This window comes from Streptomyces sp. NPDC001985 (assembly GCF_040296845.1).
Lineage (GTDB): Bacteria > Actinomycetota > Actinomycetes > Streptomycetales > Streptomycetaceae > Streptomyces.
The window spans coordinates 1-18,090 of the sequence record NZ_JBEOYB010000062.1; the positions used below are offsets into that span (position 1 = coordinate 1).

Consider the following 18,090-nt stretch of genomic DNA (forward strand, 5'->3'; position numbering starts at 1 on the left):
TGCGCCCGCCCCCGGCACACCCGCACCCCGCACCCGGGGGCCCTCGGGGGGGCCCCGCCCCCCGAACCCCCGCTCCTCAATCGCCGGAGGGGCTGGGGTGGTGCTGCTCAGTCGCCGGGGGGCTGGGGTGGTGTGCCTCGCCCGCCGGAGGGGCTGGAATGTGTGCCTCGGTCCGCCCGGAAGGGCTGGGTTTCGTGCCTCAGCTCGCCCGGAGGGGTGGGGGTGGTGCCTCCTGATCGTCGGGGAGGGGCCGGGGTGGCGCCTTCCGCGCGTCGGGGAGGGCTGGGTGGGTGGGCTCCAGCACCGGTTAGTGGGGAGGGCTCCTCAAGTGGCAGTGAGGGCTGAGGTGGTGGGCACTCAAGCCGGTGAGAGCCGGTGGGTGCTCCTCAAGTGCCGGGAGCACCGGGCCGGCGCAGCCCGTAGCGGCGGCGCCTCAGAGGGCGCCGGTCGAGGGGGTTCCCAGCGTGCCCGGTTCTGGCGGGGCGGGCGGGGGCGCGCGGTGGAAACTGCGTGGTCGGGAGCGGTCAATCCGGTGATACTCGGACGGTGTTCCTGACCATCAGCACCACCGGCACCCCCGAGCGCCCCGCCACCGACCTCGGATTCCTGCTGCACAAGCACCCCGACAAGGCGCAGCGCTTCTCCACCGCGCACGGCACCGCGCATGTCTTCTACCCCGAGGCCTCCGCCGAGCGCTGCACCGCCGCGCTGCTGCTGGAGGTCGATCCCGTGGCGCTGGTGCGCCGCGGGAAGAGCGGGGGCGGCACGCCCGACGCGGCACTCGCGCAGTACGTCAACGACCGCCCCTACGCGGCGTCCTCACTGCTCGCCGTCGCGATGAGCGGCGTCTTCAGGAGCGCCCTGCGGGGTGTCTGCGCCGCGCGCCCCGAGCGCGCCGGGGCCCCGCTGCCGCTGCGGGTGGAGATACCCGCGATGCCCGCGCGCGGCGGTGCGGAGCTGGTGCGGAAGCTGTTCGGGCCGCTGGGCTGGAGCACGGTCGGCGCGGAGCCGGTGGCGCTGGACGAGCGCTTCCCCGAGTGGGGCGAGTCCCGCTATGTCCGGCTGGTGCTGGAGGGCGAGCTGCTGCTCGCCGACGCGCTGCGGCAGCTCTATGTCCTGCTCCCGGTTCTCGACGACGCCAAGCACTACTGGGTCGCCCCCGACGAGGTCGACAAACTGCTGCGCGCCGGCGAGGGCTGGCTCGCCGGCCACCCCGAGCAGAAGCTGATCACCAGCCGCTATCTCGCCCGCCGCTGGGGCCTGACCCGGCAGGCGATGGAGCGCCTGGAACTGGTCCGCCTCGCCGAGGCGGACGACCTCGGGGTCGAGGACCTGGACAACGCCGTCGACGAGCGCACCGACACCGAGGAGAAGCCGGTGCCCCTGGCCGAGCAGCGGCGTGCGGCGATCCTCTCCGTGCTGCGCGACCACGGCGCGAGCCGGGTGCTCGACCTGGGCTGCGGACAGGGCCAGTTGGTGCAGGCGCTTCTCAAGGAGACGCGCTTCACCGAGGTGGTCGGCGTCGATGTGTCCGCCCGGGCGCTGGCCGTCGCCGCCCGGCGGCTGCGGGTCGACCGGATGGGCGAGCGCCTGGCCGCGCGGCTGACCCTGCTCCAGGGCTCGCTTGCCTACACCGACAAGCGGCTGGCCGGCTATGACGCCGCCGTGCTGAGCGAGGTCGTCGAACATGTCGACCCGCCCAGGCTGCCCGCGCTGGAGTACGCGGTGTTCGGCGCGGCCCGGCCCGGGACCGTCATCGTGACCACGCCCAATGCCGAGTACAACGTCCGCTGGGAGAGTCTGCCCGCGGGCCGGGTCCGCCACAGCGACCACCGCTTCGAGTGGACCCGCCGGGAGTTCCGGGAGTGGTCGGTGGCGGTCGCCGGGCGGGAGGGCTACACGGTGGAGTTCCTGCCCGTGGGGCCCGACGACCCCGAGGTGGGCCCGCCCACCCAGATGGCCGTCTTCACCCGCGCCACCCCCGCCGACCGGCCGGCCCCGGCTCCGGCCCCTGCCCCGGCGGAGAACAAGAAGAAGGAGGAGAAGGCGGCATGACCACCACGACCGACACCACCACCACCGCACCGGCGAAGCGCCTGCTCCCCGTCACCGACCTGTCCCTGGTCGTCCTGATCGGCGCCACCGGTTCGGGCAAGTCCACTTTCGCCGCCCGGCACTTCAAGCCCACCGAGGTCATCTCCTCCGACTTCTGCCGGGGCCTCGTCGCCGACGACGAGAACGACCAGAGCGCGAGCGGCGACGCCTTCGACGTCCTGCACCACATCGCCGGCAAGCGGCTCGCCGCCGGCCGGCTCACCGTCGTCGACGCCACCAGCGTCCAGTCCGAGAGCCGCCGTCAACTGGTCCGGCTGGCCCGGGAGCACGATGTGCTGCCCATCGCCATCGTGCTCGACCTCCCCGAGGAGGTGTGCGCCGAGCGCAACGCCCGCCGCCCCGAGCGGGCCGGGATGCCCCTCCACGTCATCCGCCGCCACCGCCGCGAACTCCACCGCTCCCTGCGCGGACTGGAGCGCGAGGGCTTCCGCAAGGTGCACATCCTGCGGAGCGTGGAGGAGGCCGAGTCGGCCGAGGTCGTCCTGGAGCGCCGCTACAACGACCTCACCCACCTCACCGGCCCCTTTGACATCATCGGTGACATCCACGGTTGCAGCTCCGAGCTGGAGACCCTGCTCGGCCGGCTCGGCTACACCGACGGCGTCCACCCCGAGGGCCGTACCGCGGTCTTCGTCGGCGACCTCGTGGACCGGGGCCCCGACAGCCCCGGCGTGCTGCGCCGGGTGATGTCCATGGTCGCGGCGGGCAACGCGCTCTGCGTGCCCGGGAACCACGAGAACAAGCTCGGCCGTTACCTCAAGGGACGCAAGGTCCAGCACACCCACGGTCTCGCCGAGACGATCGAGCAGCTGGAGAAGGAGGACGACGCCTTCCGCGCCCGGGTGCGGGAGTTCATCGACGGCCTCGTCAGCCACTACGTCCTGGACGGCGGCGGGCTGGTCGTCTGCCACGCCGGCCTGCCCGAGAAGTACCACGGCCGCACCTCCGGCCGGGTCCGCTCCCACGCGCTGTACGGGGACACCACCGGCGAGACCGACGAGTTCGGCCTGCCCGTGCGCTACCCCTGGGCGGAGGAGTACCGGGGCCGGGCGGCCGTGGTCTACGGCCACACCCCCGTGCCCACCACCTCCTGGATCAACAACACCCTCTGCCTGGACACCGGAGCCGTCTTCGGCGGCCGGATGACCGCGCTGCGCTGGCCCGAGCGCGAGCTGGTCGACGTACCCGCCGAGCGGGTCTGGTACGAGCCGGCCAGAACGCTGTCCGGCGAGGCGCCGGGCAGCCGTGAGGGACGGCCGCTGGACCTCGCCGATGTGCGCCGGCGCGCCGTGGAGACCCGTCACATGGCCCGTGTCGGCGTCCGTGAGGAGAACACGGCGGCGGCGCTGGAGGTCATGAGCCGGTTCGCGGTCGACCCCCGGCTGCTCCCCTATCTGCCGCCGACGATGGCCCCCACCGCCACTTCCCGGGAGCCCGGCTATCTGGAGCACCCGGCCGAGGCCTTCGCGCAGTACCGCGCGGACGGGGTCGGCCGGGTGGTGTGCGAGGAGAAGCACATGGGCTCGCGCGCCGTGGCGCTGGTGTGCCGGGACGCCGGGGCCGCGCGGGAGCGGTTCGGTGTCGACGGGCCGACCGGTGCGCTCTACACCCGCACCGGCCGCCCCTTCTTCGACGACCCCGAGGTCACCGAGGAGATCCTCGGCCGGCTCCGGGCCGCCGTCCGCGCCGCCGGCCTCTGGGACGAGCTCGCGGCCGGCGGCGCGGGTGCGGCCGGCGGCGGCTGGCTGCTGCTCGACGCCGAGCTGATGCCCTGGTCCCTGAAGGCGCGCGGGCTGCTGCGCTCGCAGTACGCGGCCGTCGGCGCGGCGGCGGGCGCCGTCCTGCCCGGCGCCGTCGCCGCCCTGGAGGCCGCCGCGTCCCGGGGTGTCGAGGTCGCCCCGCTGCTCGCCGCCCAGCGCGGGCGCGCCGTTGACACGGCCGCCTTCACCGAGGCGTACCGGCGCTACTGCTGGCCCACCGAGGGCCTGGAGGGCGTACGGCTCGCTCCCTTCCAGATCCTGGCCGCGCCCGGCCGCGCGCTGACGGACGTACCGCACGACACCCAGCTGGCCTGGCTGGACCGGCTGGTGGAGCACGACCCCACCGGGCTGCTCCAGGTCACCCGCCGGCTCGTGGTGGATACGGGAGACGGGGAGTCGGTGCGGTCCGGCACCGACTGGTGGCTGGAGATGACCGCGCGCGGCGGCGAGGGCATGGTCGTCAAGCCGCTCAGGCCGCTCACCCGCGACGGGAAGGGCCGGCTGGTCCAGCCGGGCGTCAAGGTCCGGGGCCGGGAGTATCTGCGGATCGTCTACGGCCCGGAGTACACCCGCCCGGAGCATCTGGAGCGGCTGCGCGCCCGGCATCTGGGCCACAAGCGCTCGCTGGCGCTGCGGGAGTACGCCCTCGGTCTGGAGGCGCTGGACCGGCTGGCCGGCGGGGAGCCGCTGTGGCGGGTCCACGAGGCGGTCTTCGCCGTTCTGGCGCTGGAGTCCGAGCCGGTCGACCCCCGGCTCTGAACCGCGCGGGCGCGCCCCCGCTCACGGCCGGGGGCGCGCGTTCGGTGTAGAGAGCGCCCCGGCGCGGGATACGAGGGGGTACCGGCGGGGAACGCCCCGCCGTCCGCCGAGTGAAGCGCGCGCCGCGCGGTGAGGATGGGGACATGGGATTCCACGTCGACTCCGAGACCGGGCGGCTGCGCCGGGTCGTACTCCACCGGCCCGATCTGGAGCTGAAGCGCCTCACCCCGAGCAACAAGGACACACTCCTCTTCGACGATGTGCTCTGGGTGCGCCGGGCCCGGCAGGAGCACGACGGGTTCGCGGACGTGCTGCGCGACCGGGGCGTGGAGGTGCATCTCTTCGGCGATCTGCTCCGCGAGTCGCTGGAGATCCCGGAGGCGAGGAAGCTCGTCCTGGACCGGGTCTTCGACGAGAAGGAGTACGGGCCGCTCGCCACCGACCACCTCAGAGCCGCCTTCGACGAGATGCCCACCCCCGATCTGGTGGAGGCGCTGGTCGGCGGTATGACCAAGCGGGAGTTCCTGGCCCATCACCCCGAGCCGACGTCGGTCCGGTTCCATGTGCTGGACCTGGACGGCTTTCTGCTCGACCCGCTGCCCAACCACCTCTTCACCCGGGACACCTCCGCCTGGATCTACGACGGGGTCTCCATCAACGCGATGCGCTGGCCGGCCCGGCGGCGCGAGACCGTCCACTTCGAGGCGATCTACAAGCACCATCCGCTCTTCACCGGCCCGCTCGCCGGTGACTTCCACCACTGGTCGGAGGGGCAGGACGACTATCCGTCCACCATCGAGGGCGGCGATGTGCTGGTGCTCGGCCGGGGCGCCGTGCTGATCGGAATGAGCGAGCGCACCACTCCGCAGGCGGTGGAGATGCTGGCGCGGGGGATGTTCGCGGCGGGCTCGGCGCGCACGATCGTGGCGCTGGACATGCCCAAGCGGCGGGCCTTCATGCACCTCGACACGGTGATGACGATGGTCGGCGCGGACACCTTCACGCAGTACGCGGGCCTGGGGATGCTCCGCTCGTACACGATCGAGCCCGCCGAGGGCGCCCAGGGGCTCAGGGTGAGCGACCATCCGCCGGAGCACATGCACAGCGCCATCGCCGCCGCGCTGGGGATGAAGGAGATCCGGGTGCTGACCCCGACCCAGGATGTGCACGCGGCGGAGCGGGAGCAGTGGGACGACGGATGCAATGTGCTGGCCGTCGAGCCGGGCGTGGTGGTGGCCTATGAGCGTAATGTCACGACCAACACCCATCTGCGCAAGCAGGGCATCGAGGTGATCGAGATCCCGGGGAGCGAACTGGGGCGGGGGCGGGGCGGCCCTCGCTGCATGAGCTGCCCCGTGGAGCGCGATCCGGTGTAGGGCCGCACCCGGACCGGACCGGGGCGGTGTGGACCGGTACGGGCCGGACCGGGACAGTGCGGGACAGTGCGGTACGGGAAGAGGCGGGACGGGGATCGGGCCGCGGACGCCCGGGCCCCGGCGCGCGCCCCTGGGCGGCCGGTGTCTCCGCGCTCCGGCCGGTCCCGGGGTCAGCCCGATGCCTCTGTATATCAATGTGGCCTTCCGTATACACTTCCATAGGTCACCGCATCCGCAACGCAGGAGCAGCCACCATGGCGATACATCTCGAAGGCCGCCACTTCCTCAAAGAGCTGGATTTCACGGCCGGGGAGTTCCGCGGCTTGATCGAGCTGGCCGCCCGGCTCAAGGCCGCCAAGCGAGCGGGGACCGAGGAGAGGCTGCTGCGGGGCAGGAACATCGCGCTGATCTTCGAGAAGGCGTCGACCCGGACCCGCTGCGCCTTCGAGGTCGCGGCGGCCGACCAGGGCGCGTCGACCACCTACATCGACCCGGCCGGCTCCCATATCGGCAGCAAGGAGTCCGCGAGGGACACCGCGCGCGTCCTCGGCCGGATGTTCGACGCGATCGAGTTCCGGGGGGACGCCCAGTCCACCGTGGAGGAGCTGGCCCGGTACGCCGGGGTCCCGGTCTACAACGGCCTCACCGACGACTGGCACCCCACCCAGATGCTCGCCGACCTGCTCACCATGACCGAGCACTGCGCCAAGCCGCTCCAGGAGACGGCGTACGCCTACCTCGGCGACGCCCGCTTCAACATGGGCAACTCCTATCTGGTCACCGGCGCGCTGCTCGGCATGGACGTACGGATCGTGGCGCCGCGCGCGTACTGGCCCGCCCAGGAGGTCGTGGACCGGGCCCGGGAGCTGGCCGCCGCCAGCGGGGCGCGGATCACCCTCACCGAGGACATCGCGGCCGGGGTCCTCGGGGCGGACTTCGTCGCCACCGACGTCTGGGTGTCGATGGGTGAGCCCAAGGAGGTCTGGGACGAGCGGATCGCCGCACTGCGCCCGTACGCCGTGACCATGGACGTGCTGCGGGCCACCGGCAACCCCGGAGTGCGGTTTCTGCACTGCCTCCCGGCCTTCCACGACCTGGCCACCACCGTCGCCCAGGAGATCCACCAGCGCCACGGCCTCACCGAGCTGGAGGTCACGGACGAGGTCTTCGAGTCGGAGCACTCGGTCGTCTTCGACGAGGCGGAGAACCGGATGCACACCATCAAGGCGGTCCTGGTCGCCACCCTGGCCCGCCCCTGAGCGCTCCCGGGGGCTCCGGCTTGTCGCGCACTCGTGACGGCGGTCATATTCTGGTGATAACTTCATCAGGGGCTCACCGCCGCCCCGAGGGAGGCCAGGTGCGATGAGCCCGTTCCCCAGCTCGGCGAGGCACACGGAGGAGTGGCGCCATCTGCGGCTCACCGTCCGCGACGGTGTCGCCACGGTGACCCTGGACCGCCCCGGGAAGCTCAACGCGCTGACCTTCGGCGCGTACGCGGATCTCCGCGACCTCCTCGCCGAACTGGCCCGGGAGCGGAGCGTGCGCGCGCTGGTGCTCGGCGGGGCGGGGCGCGGATTCTGCTCCGGCGGGGACGTCGACGAGATCATCGGCGCCACCCTCGCCCTGGACACCGCCGCGCTCCTCGACTTCAACCGGATGACCGGACAGGTGGTGCGGGCGCTGCGCGAGTGCCCCTTCCCCGTGATCGCCGCCGTCCACGGTGTCGCCGCGGGCGCGGGCGCCGTCCTCGCCCTCGCCGCCGACTTCCGGATCGCGGACCCCACCGCGCGTTTCGCCTTCCTCTTCACCCGGGTCGGGCTCTCCGGCGGGGACATGGGCGCGGCCTATCTGCTGCCCCGCGTCGTCGGCCTCGGCCACGCCACCCGGCTGCTGATGCTCGGCGAACCCGTCGGCGCGCCGGAGGCCGAGCGGATCGGACTGCTCAGCGAGGTGACCGGGGAGGGCGGCGCCGACGCCCGCGCCGCGGAACTGGCCGCCCGGCTCGCCGCGGGCCCGGCCCTCGCGCACGCGCAGACCAAGGCCCTGCTCACCGCCGAACTGGACATGCCGCTCGGCGCCGCCCTGGAGCTGGACGCCGCCACCCAGGCCCTGCTGATGACGAGCGAGGACTACGCGGAGTTCCACGCGGCGTTCACCGGGAAGCGCGCCCCGGTGTGGCGGGGCCGGTGACCCCGCCGCTCCGGGTCGCCGTCGTCGGTGGCGGGCCAGCCGGGCTCTACGCCGCCGCGCTGCTGAAGCGGCTGGACCCGGCGCGCGAGATCACCGTCTGGGAGCGGGGCGCCCTCGACCGCACCTTCGGCTTCGGTGTCGTCCTCTCGGACGAGACCCTCGGCGGCATCGAGCGCGCCGACCCGGTCGTCCACTCAGCGCTCCGGCGGGAGTTCATCCGCTGGGACGACATCGACATCGTCCACCGGGGCCACCGGCTGACCTCCGGCGGCCACGGCTTCGTCGCCCTCGGGCGCGCGCGGCTCCTGGCGGTGCTCCACGCCCGCTGCGCCGACCTCGGCGTACGGCTCCGCTTCCGCGCCCCCGCCCCGCCCGCCGCCGCGCTCGCCCGCACCCACGATCTGGTCATCGCCGCCGACGGCGCGGGCAGCGCCACCCGCCGGGCCCACGCCGACGCCTTCGGCCCGAGGATCACCACTCACCGCAGCCGCTATGTCTGGCTGGCCGCCGACTTCGCCCTCGGCGCCTTCCGCTTCGAGACCGCCGAGACCGAACACGGCGTCGTCCAGCTCCACGGCTACCCCTACGCCCCCGCCGCCAGCACCGTCATCGTCGAGATGCGCGAGGAGGTCTGGCGGGCCGCCGGCTTCGCCGGCCTCGGCGAACGGGCCGGGCCCGAGACCCTGCGCCGCTGCGCCGCCCTCTTCGAGGACGCCCTGGGCGGCCGGCCCCTGCGCGCCAACGACTCCGCCTGGACCCCCTTCCGCACCGTCGTCAACGAGCACTGGTCCAACGGCCGCACCGTCCTGCTCGGCGACGCCGCGCACACCGCCCACTTCTCCATCGGCTCCGGCACCAAACTCGCCGTCGAGGACGCCCTCGCGCTCGCCGCCGGGATCGGGGAGCACCCCACGGTGGAGGAGGCGCTCGCCGCGTACGAGGAGGAGCGCCGCCCGGTCGTCGAGTCGGCGCAGCGGGCCGCCACCGCCAGCCTGCGCTGGTTCGAGGAGCTGGGCGGCGCGCTCGACCGGCCGCCCCGGCAGTTCGCGTTCGGCCTGCTCACCCGCAGCCGCCGGGTCACCCACGGCAATCTGCGGCTGCGCGACCCCGCCTTCACCGAAGCCGTCGAGCGGGAGTTCGGCTGCCCGCCCGGCACACCGCCGATGTTCACCCCCTTCCGGCTGCGCGGGCTGCGGCTGCGCAACCGGGTCGTGGTCTCGCCCATGGACCTGTACTCGGCGGCCGACGGGGTCCCCGGCGACTTCCACCTCGTCCATCTGGGCGCCCGGGCGCTCGGCGGGGCCGGTCTGGTGATGACCGAGATGGTCTGCGTCAGCCCGGAGGGCCGGATCACCCCCGGCTGCGCCGGGCTGTGGACCGATGGACAGGCCGCCGCCTGGCGGCGGGTCACCGCCTTCGTGCACCGCCGCGCGCCCGGCACCGCGATCGGTGTCCAGCTGGGCCACTCCGGCCGCAAGGGCTCCACCCGGCTGATGTGGGAGGGCATGGACGCCCCGCTCCCCGAGGGCAACTGGCCGCTGCGGGCCGCCTCCCCGATCCCGTACCGCCCCGGCGTGAACCAGATACCGCACGCCCTGGACCGGGCCGGGCTCACCGCTGTGCGGGAGGAGTTCGCCGCCGCCGCCCGGCGCGCCGCCGGCTGCGATTTCGACCTCCTCGAACTGCACTGCGCCCACGGCTACCTGCTCTCCGGCTTCCTCTCCCCGCTCACCAACCGGCGCACCGACGCCCACGGCGGCGGGATCGAGGGGCGCCTCCGCTTCCCGCTGGAGGTCTTCGACGCGGTACGGGAGAGCTGGCCGGCCGACCGGCCCATGACCGTCCGGATCTCCGCCACCGACTGGGCGCCCGGCGGCACCACCGCCGAGGAGTCGGTGGAGATCGCCCGCGCCTTCGCCGCGCACGGCGCCGACGCCATCGATGTCTCCACCGGACAGGTCGTGCCCGACGAGCGGCCCGAGTACGGGCGCTCGTACCAGGTGCCCCACGCCGACCGGATACGCACCGAGGCCGGTGTCCCCGTGATCGCGGTCGGCGCGATCTCCTCCTGGGACGACGTCAACTCCCTGCTCCTGGCGGGCCGCGCCGATCTGTGCGCGCTCGCCAGGCCCCATCTGTACGACCCGCACTGGACCCTGCACGCGGCGGCCGAGCAGGACCACACCGGGCCGGGCGCGCCCTGGCCGCCGCCCTACCGCGCGGGCAGCCGCCCGCCCCCGACGGGCCGCAGGGACGCCCCGAGACCGAGGCTCGCCCTCTGACCGGGGCCGGCCCCGGTCCTGGCGGGCGCGCTCACCGCCGGGTGAACGCCTCTCCCGCGTCCCTCAGCAGCTCGTGCAGGGCCCCGAAGACCTCCGCCGAGCGGCCCCCCGGCCACCCCTCGGGCAGCAGCTCCATCGGCAGCCCCGGGTCCGCGTACGGCAGCCGCCGCCAGGAGTCCAGCGCGAGGAGGTAGTCGCGGTACGCCTCCTCCGGCTCGGGCCGGCGCCCCGACAGCCACCCCCTGAGGACCGGCTCCCGCGCGTCCAGGAACTCCGTGTGCCGCTTGGCGACGGCGCCCAGATCCCACCAGGCGGCCACCGCCTCCGCCGTCGCCGCGAACCCCAGGTGCTCGCCCCGGAACAGCTCCACATAGGGGTCGAGCCGGAGCCTGCGCAGGGTGTGGCGGGTCTCCTCGTACAGCCGCGCCGGCGCGATCCACACCCCGGGCGCGGCGGTGCCGAAACCGAGCCGTCCGAGCCGGGAGCGCAGCAGATGGCGCTTGCTCCGCTCCGCCTCCGGCACCGAGAAGACCGCGAGGACCCAGCCGTCCGAGAGCAGCGGCGTCGCCCGGTCGTAGATCCGCCGGTCGCCGTCCTCCAGCATCTGCCGCGCGTCGGTGGAGAGCGCGTACCCCGCGGCCCCGTCCGCCGACCGCCCGGCCACGAGCAGCCCCCGGCGCTTGAGCCGCGACACCGACGACCGCACGGACGGGGCGTCCACCCCGAGCGCGGCCAGCAGCCGGATCAGCTCGGCGACCGGCACCGGCCCGGGCCGTTCGCGTCCGTAGGCGCCGTAGAGGGTGACGATCAGGGAGCGGGGGGAGTGCTGGTCGGCCACGTGATCACCTTAGGGCCCCCCGGGGTTCCGCAGACGGAAGCGCTGGAGCTTGCCGGTGGGGGTGCGGGGGAGGGCGTCGAGGAAGACGAACTCGCGGGGGCACTTGTACGGAGTGAGGCGGGCCCTCACCCAGTCGGTGAGCGCGGCGGCGGTGGCGTGCCCGGGCTCGGCGTCCCCGCGGAGCACCACACAGGCCACCACGCGCTGCCCCCGCCGCGCGTCCGCGCGGCCGATCACCGCGGCCTCCGCCACGCGGGGGTGCCGCAGCAGCACCTCCTCCACCTCGGGGCCCGCGATGTTGTGACCGGCGGAGATGATCATGTCGTCGGCGCGGGCGACATAGCGGAAGCAGCCGTCCGCCTCCCGGACACAGGTGTCGCCGGTGAGGTTCCATCCGTCCCGGACGTACTCCGTCTGCCGGGGGTCGTCCAGATACCGGCAGCCGACCGGGCCGCGCACGGCGAGCAGCCCGGGCACCCCGTCCGCGACGGGCCTGCCCGCACTGTCCACCACCCGCGCCTGCCAGCCGGGGACCGGGAATCCGAGGGTCCCGGGGCGGCCGGTGTCCCCGGTGGTCGAGAGGAAGATGTGCAGCAGCTCGGTGGCGCCGATGCCGTTGACGATCCGGAGGCCGGTGCGGTCCCGCCACTCCCGCCAGGTGGCGGCGGGCAGATGCTCACCGGCCGACACACAGCGCCGCAGCGACCGGAGGTCGTGCGACTCCAGCGCGCCACCGGGCCCGCCGGCACCGGACCCGTCGGCGCCGCCGGGCGGGCCGGTCGCCGCGAGCATCGCGCGGTACGCGGTCGGCGCGGTGAAGAGGACCGAGACCCGGTGCGCGGCGATCGCGGCGGGCAGGTGCCGGGGCCCGGCCTCCTCCAGCAGCAGCGCCGACGCGCCCACCCGCAGCGGGAAGACCACCAGCCCGCCCAGACCGAAGGTGAACCCCAGCGGCGGGCTCCCGGCGAAGACGTCGTCCGGCTCCGGCCGCAGCACCCGCGCGCAGAACGTGTCCGCGACGGCCAGCACATCGCGGTGGAAGTGCAGACACCCCTTGGGGCGCCCGGTGGTCCCGGAGGTGAAGGCGATCAGCGCGATGTCGTCGGCCGCCGTCCCCACGGCGCGGTACGGCGCGGCCGGCGCGCTCTCCGCGAGCCGCAGCAGATCCCCGGGGGAGTCCCCGCCGAACGGGGTGATCCGCAGCCCCGGCACCCGGGCCGCCACCAGTTCCCCGAGCGAGCGGGCGTCGCAGAGGGCGTGTCCGACGGAGCCGATCCCGCACACCGAGGCCAGCTCCCCGGCCCGCTGCCCCGCCAGTACGGTGACCGCCACCGCGCCCGCCTTCATCACCGCCAGCCAGCAGGCCGCGAGCCAGGGCGTGGTGGGGCCGCGCAGCAGCACCCGGTTGCCGGGGACCACCGCGAGCCGGGTGGTGAGGGTGTGGGCGATCCGGTCGACCCGCTCGCGCAGCTCCCCGTACGTCCACACCGCCCCGTCCGCGGTGCGGAAGACGGGCCGGCCGGGGCCGAGGCGGCCGATCGTCCCGTCGAGCAGTTCGGAGCCGCAGTTGAGCCGCTCCGGGGAGGGCGTCCCCAGGATCACGGGCCACTGCCCGGGCGGCGGGAGACGGTCTCTGGTGAAGGTGTCGAGGTGGGCCGAGGGTGTCAGCTCCATGGTTCGCCCCTTCTGGTGGTGGGGTCGTGCAGGGAGCGTATCGTTACCGTGACGACAGTCAACGGTCCGCGATAAATGCTCGGTCGGCATCTCAGGAGTGGGGGCACGAATGCCCGTATTCTCGCTCGATCCGGAACAGACCGCCTGGTGCGCCGGGCTGCGCGCCCTGGCCGCCGACACCCTGCGCCCGCTCGCCGAACGGGGCGAACCCGGCCGGGTGAACCGCCCGCTGCTCGCCGCCCTCGGCGAACGGGGACTGCTGCGCGACCTCTTCGGCGCCGGCGCGCTGGACCTCTGTCTGCTCCGCGAGTCCCTCGCCCTCGGCTGTACGGAGGCGGAGACCGCCCTCGCCCTCCAGGGCCTCGGCACCACCCCCGTGCTCCGCTCGGGCACCGACGCCCAGCGGGCCCGCTGGCTCCCCGAGGTGACCGCGGGCCGCGCCGTCGCCGCGTTCGCCCTGACCGAGCCGGACGCCGGCTCCGACGCGGCGGCCCTGGCGCTCGCGGCCGTCCCCGAGCGGGGAGCCGGCTGGCGGCTCACCGGCGAGAAGTGCTGGATCTCCAACGCGCCCGAGGCCGACTTCTACACCGTCTTCGCCCGCACCACCCCCGGGGCCCGGGCCCGCGGAATCACCGCCTTCCTCGTGCCCGCCGACCGCCCCGGGCTGACCGGCGCCCCGGTGGAGATGCTCTCCCCGCACCCCATCGGCACCCTCGCCTTCGACGGGGTGCCGGTCACCGCGGCGGATGTCATCGGCGCACCCGACCGGGGCTTCCCGGTCGCCCTGGAGACCCTCAACCTCTTCCGTCCCAGCGTCGGCGCGTTCGCCGTCGGCATGGCGCAGGCCGCCCTGGACGCCACCCTCGACCACACCGCCCGCCGCACCGCCTTCGGCGGCCCTCTCGCGGAACTCCAGTCCGTCGCCCACCAGACCGCCGAGATGGCCACCCGCGTCGAGGCGGCCCGGCTGCTGGTCCTCTCCGCCGCGGCGGCCCATGACGCGGGCGCCGCCGATGTGCCGGCCCGCTCCGCGATGGCCAAGCTCTTCGCCACCGAGACCGCGCAGTACGTCGTCGACGCCGCCGTCCAACTCCATGGCGCACGGGCGCTGCGCCGCGGACATCTCCTGGAACATCTGTACCGTGAGGTCCGCGCGCCCCGGATCTACGAGGGCGCGAGCGGAGTCCAGCGCTCGATCATCGCCAAACAGCTGTACGCGGCCCGCACGGCCCACACGGCCTGTGCTTCACAGGTCACCGCCACCCCGCAGCCGTACGGGAAGGACAGATGAGCCTCCACCGCCACAACCCCGCCGACCTGCCCGCCCCCTCCGGCTTCTCGCACGCGGTCACCGCCACCGGCTCCCGGCTGGTCCTGCTCGCCGGCCAGACCGCGCTCGACCTGGACGGCGCGGTGGTGGGGGAGACACTCCCCGAGCAGTTCGAGACCGCGCTCGCCAACCTCCTCACCGCCCTGGCCGCCGCCGGCGGGGCACCCCACGACCTCGCCCGGGTCACGGTGTACGCCACGGATGTCGCCGACTACCGGGCCCAGGCGCCCGAACTCGGCCGGATCTGGCGGCGGCTGGCGGGCCGTGACTACCCCGCGATGGCCGTCATCGGTGTCGTACGCCTCTGGGACACCCGGGCGCTGGTGGAACTGGACGGGATGGCCGTACTGCCCTGAGCCCCCCGGTGCTGCCCTGGGCCCCGGGGGTGCTGCCTGGGGCACCCCAGGGTGCGGTGCTGCCCTGGGCCCCGGGGTCGCTGTCCTTTGCCCCTGGAGCGCCCTGCGCCCCGGGCCGCTGTGCCGTGTGGAGGGCCGCGTGATCGACTGGTGGGCCGGCGGTCGCGGGCTTACCGTCGATGGGTGGGCCGACGGCCGTTCTTCCCTCCCTCCCTTTCCTGTCCCCGTCCGCTCACGCATATCCGTCCCACGCGCGTCCGCTCCACACACCCGGGAGCCTCCCGGGCGCAGGGGAACCCGGCGCGATGACGACCCCGCGACATGACGACCCCGCGACCATGACGACTCCGCGACCGGAATCACTCGCCCCGGTCGCCGCCCCGAGCCGAGGCGGCGGCCATGGTGTCGCGCTCGTCGTCATCGCCGGCTCGCAGCTGATGGTGGTCCTCGACATCACCATCGTGAACATCGCCCTCCCGCACATCCAGACCTCGCTGAACTTCTCCACCACCAGCCTGTCGTGGGTGGTCAACGCCTACACGCTCACCTTCGGCGGGCTGCTGCTGCTCGGCGGCCGCGCCGGGGACCTCCTCGGCCGGCGGCGGGTCTTCATGTTCGGTGTCGCGCTCTTCGCGATCGCCTCACTGCTCGGCGGGCTCTCGCAGAGCTCCGGCCAGCTGCTCGCCGCCCGCGCGCTCCAGGGAGTGGGCGGCGCGATCGCCTCGCCGACCTCGCTCGCCCTGATCACCACCACCTTCCGCGAAGGGCCGGAGCGCAACCGGGCGTTCGGCGTCTTCTCCGCGGTCTCGGCGGGCGGCGGCGCGATCGGGCTGCTGGCCGGAGGGATGCTGGTCCAGTGGCTGGACTGGCGGTGGGTCTTCTTCGTCAACGTCCCCATCGCCGCGCTGATCCTGCTGGCGACCCGCCGCCACATCCAGGAGTCCGAGCGCCGCTCCGGCCACTTCGACATCGCGGGCGCTCTGACCTCGACGCTCGGCATGGTCAGCCTGGTCTACGGCTTCATCCGGGCCAGTGCGCACGGCTGGACCGACCCGGTCACCCTCGGCTCGTTCGGCGCCGCCGTGGTGCTGCTCGCCGCCTTCGTCCTGGTCGAGCGGGGCTCCCGGCAGCCCATCACCCCGCTGCACATGTTCGCCGACCGCAACCGGTCCGGCACCTACGGGATCATGCTGTGCATCGCCGCGGCGATCTTCGGCATGTTCTTCTTCCTGACCCTCTTCGTCCAGGACGTCCTGGGCTTCGGCCCGCTGAAGGCCGGGCTCTCCTTCCTGCCGGTCAGCGCGATCATCGCGCTGGGCGCGGGGATCACCTCCCAACTGCTGCCCAAGTACGGGCCCAAGCCCTTCATGGTCTCGGGCGCCCTGCTGTCGGCCCTGGGCCTCGCCTGGCTGACCCAGGCCGATGTCCACTCCACCTATCTCGGCAGTGTGCTGGGCCCGATGCTGGTCTTCAGCCTCGGCATGGGCATGCAGTTCGTCTCCCTGACCCTGATGGCGCTCTCCGGCGTGGCCCGCCGGGAATCGGGCGCCGCCTCCGGCCTGCTCGCCGCGACGCAGCAGGTCGGCGGCTCGCTGGGCCTGTCCATCCTGGTGACGGTCTTCGGCACGGCGAGCCGCCACGAGGTCCGCGACCAGCTCCCCTCGTTCCTGGCGGAGTCGACCCCGCAGCAGCGCCTCCTCTTCCGGGAGACCGGACAGCTCCCGCCCCCCTGGGGCGACCAGGTCCTGGCGAACGGCACCTCGGCCGCCTTCGTCACGGCCGCGGTCTTCGCCGCGGTCGCGGCCCTGATCGCCCTGCTGGTGATCCAGGTCAGACCCTCCGACCTGGAACGGCTGAAGGGCACGGGGACACCGGGGCCGGGATGAGAGCCGGGGCCGGGGCGCCGGGGCCGGGACCGGGGCGCGGCCCCGGCCTCACCCCGCTGTCCGGTACTTCGCCAGGTCGCCGATCGGGGAGGTGGGGAACCAGCTGCACCAGTGGTGGTCGGGGCTGCGAGCGGGGGGCGGGCTGCCGGGGTCGGTATGGGCGCGGGCGTGGTGGAGGTGGACCAGGGTGTCGCCGAAGCGCTCGACGCCGCCGAGGAAGTCGGCCCGCCAGGCGAAGTCGTTGTCCTCGCCGCCCCACCCCTCGAACCGCTCGTCCAGACCGAGGATCTGGTCGAAGAGCCGGCGCCGCACCCAGATGCACCCGCCGGGCGGACGGCGCAGAAAGACCCCGCGCAGCCCGGCGTGGTCGACCGAGGGCCGGCCCTCGGCGCAGCGCAGGGCCACGGCCCGGTCGCTGCTCGCCGCGTCGGCGAAGATGATGTCGCGGTAGGGCCAGTGCACCTGCAGGGTGGGGTCCTGCGCGAAACGGGCCGCGCCCCGGGAGAGGAAGTCGGCGTCGGGCAGCACATCGCCGTCCAGGACACAGACCATCTCGTCCGGGCCGCCACCGTGCACCACCCCGCAGTTCACCGCCCAGGCCTTGTTGAACGGACCGGGGTTGAAGGCGAAGACATAGCGGTCCGCGTGCGGTTCGAGCGCGGACCGCCAGCGCGGCTCGGAGTCGCTCTCCACCACCACGATCCGGTACCGGTCGCGCGGCAGGCCCTGGTCGGCCAGCCCGGCGAGGCAGGCCGCCAGATTGCGGGCCCGTCCGTCGTGCGGGTCACGGGCGCGGAAGGGGACGACCACGGTGATCCGGGTGGGCGCGGTGCCGGGGCGGGGCCCGGTCCGGTCGATGCCCGCCAGGATCTGCTCCACCGACAGGGGGTCCACGGCCGGCCCGCCGTCCAGCTCCTCGCCCAGGTGCAGGCCGAGCCGGGCGGACTGCTCGATCACCTCCAGCGCGGCTTCCAGCTCCGCCGCGACGGCGGACTCCTCGGCCAGCACCTCGGCCAGCGCCAGGCTCAGCCGCCGGTGCGCGGCCACGTCTTGGGGAGCGCTCGTCACTTCGGTCAGCGGGCCGGCGAGCCGTGGCTCCCCGCGCAGCAGCTCCACCACCCGATCGTGGTCGGGCCGGGTCCAGTACCACCACGGCGGGCAGGTGCTCTGTGCCTCGGGGTCGAAGGTCAGGGCGGCGCAGTCGGCGAGCAGACGGGCTCGGTGAAGGGTGGTCGACAGGTCGCTCAACTCCTTGGGAGACCGGGGCGCCCGGGCCGGATCGCACGGGCGACGGACGAAAGGCGGCTAACCGCTGATCACCCCGCGATTGAACTATTGGTTCGGACCAACGTCAACGTAACATCCGACGCAACAGTGGCCGTTCGCGTTCCCGGGATGTACCCGGCACGGCCCATGGGTGGTGAATTCCGCTTCTGAACACCAGGGGAAATGCCGCACACACCTCGGGGGAGGCACCGTTGTCCGTTCCTGTTCCGAATTCCTCCGGTGGGCCCGCTGATCGCC

The 18,090-nt window shown here is 74.0% G+C and carries 12 protein-coding genes; 9 read left to right on the plus strand and 3 right to left on the minus strand.

Annotated features, from left to right (window positions below):
* The first annotated feature begins 546 nt into the window (after positions 1-546).
* The 6 genes from ABT122_RS25075 to ABT122_RS25100 all read left to right on the plus strand — a co-directional run bounded on the left by ABT122_RS25075 (position 547) and on the right by ABT122_RS25100 (position 10,482).
* The gene (locus ABT122_RS25075; protein WP_351556449.1) at positions 547-2,055 is read left to right on the plus strand and encodes a 3' terminal RNA ribose 2'-O-methyltransferase Hen1; all 1,509 of its coding nucleotides are present in this window, start codon (positions 547-549) and stop codon (positions 2,053-2,055) included.
* Entirely contained in the window at positions 2,052-4,634 is a 2,583-nt protein-coding gene (locus tag ABT122_RS25080) for a polynucleotide kinase-phosphatase (RefSeq protein WP_351556452.1), read from the plus strand. The genes ABT122_RS25075 and ABT122_RS25080 overlap by 4 nt, the downstream gene beginning before the upstream one ends.
* A 143-nt stretch (positions 4,635-4,777) precedes the next feature.
* The gene (locus ABT122_RS25085) at positions 4,778-6,010 is read left to right on the plus strand and encodes an arginine deiminase (protein ID WP_351556455.1); all 1,233 of its coding nucleotides are present in this window, start codon (positions 4,778-4,780) and stop codon (positions 6,008-6,010) included.
* Positions 6,011-6,264: 254 nt separating this feature from the next.
* Positions 6,265-7,269, plus strand: a complete 1,005-nt coding sequence (gene argF, locus ABT122_RS25090) for an ornithine carbamoyltransferase (protein ID WP_351556458.1) — start codon at positions 6,265-6,267, stop codon at positions 7,267-7,269.
* Between the two features lie 103 nt (positions 7,270-7,372).
* Positions 7,373-8,200 (plus strand): enoyl-CoA hydratase family protein, encoded by an 828-nt coding sequence (locus ABT122_RS25095; RefSeq protein WP_351556461.1) that lies wholly within the window; start codon positions 7,373-7,375, stop codon positions 8,198-8,200.
* On the plus strand, positions 8,197-10,482 hold the full coding sequence (locus tag ABT122_RS25100) for a bifunctional salicylyl-CoA 5-hydroxylase/oxidoreductase (RefSeq protein ID WP_351556464.1): 2,286 nt from the start codon (positions 8,197-8,199) through the stop codon (positions 10,480-10,482). The genes ABT122_RS25095 and ABT122_RS25100 overlap by 4 nt, the downstream gene beginning before the upstream one ends.
* Before the next feature lie 31 nt (positions 10,483-10,513).
* Here the strand turns inward: ABT122_RS25100 and ABT122_RS25105 are convergent, their stop codons facing one another.
* The gene (locus tag ABT122_RS25105) at positions 10,514-11,320 is read right to left on the minus strand and encodes a PaaX family transcriptional regulator (protein ID WP_351556466.1); all 807 of its coding nucleotides are present in this window, start codon (positions 11,318-11,320) and stop codon (positions 10,514-10,516) included.
* 9 nt (positions 11,321-11,329) lie between these two features.
* The gene (locus ABT122_RS25110) at positions 11,330-12,994 is read right to left on the minus strand and encodes an AMP-binding protein (RefSeq protein WP_351556469.1); all 1,665 of its coding nucleotides are present in this window, start codon (positions 12,992-12,994) and stop codon (positions 11,330-11,332) included.
* 109 nt (positions 12,995-13,103) lie between these two features.
* Here ABT122_RS25110 and ABT122_RS25115 point away from each other — a divergent pair, with 109 nt between their 5' ends.
* The 3 genes from ABT122_RS25115 (at position 13,104) to ABT122_RS25125 (ending at position 16,566) form a co-directional block, all read left to right on the plus strand.
* Positions 13,104-14,285 (plus strand): acyl-CoA dehydrogenase family protein, encoded by a 1,182-nt coding sequence (locus ABT122_RS25115; protein WP_351556472.1) that lies wholly within the window; start codon positions 13,104-13,106, stop codon positions 14,283-14,285.
* Positions 14,282-14,680 (plus strand): RidA family protein, encoded by a 399-nt coding sequence (locus ABT122_RS25120; RefSeq protein WP_351556475.1) that lies wholly within the window; start codon positions 14,282-14,284, stop codon positions 14,678-14,680. The genes ABT122_RS25115 and ABT122_RS25120 overlap by 4 nt, the downstream gene beginning before the upstream one ends.
* Before the next feature lie 338 nt (positions 14,681-15,018).
* Positions 15,019-16,566, plus strand: a complete 1,548-nt coding sequence (locus ABT122_RS25125) for an MFS transporter (protein ID WP_351556548.1) — start codon at positions 15,019-15,021, stop codon at positions 16,564-16,566.
* A gap of 48 nt (positions 16,567-16,614) precedes the next feature.
* On the opposite strand, the gene ABT122_RS25130 is transcribed toward ABT122_RS25125, so the two are convergent.
* Positions 16,615-17,814 (minus strand): glycosyltransferase family 2 protein, encoded by a 1,200-nt coding sequence (locus ABT122_RS25130; RefSeq protein WP_351556478.1) that lies wholly within the window; start codon positions 17,812-17,814, stop codon positions 16,615-16,617.
* Between the last annotated feature and the right edge of the window lie 276 nt (positions 17,815-18,090).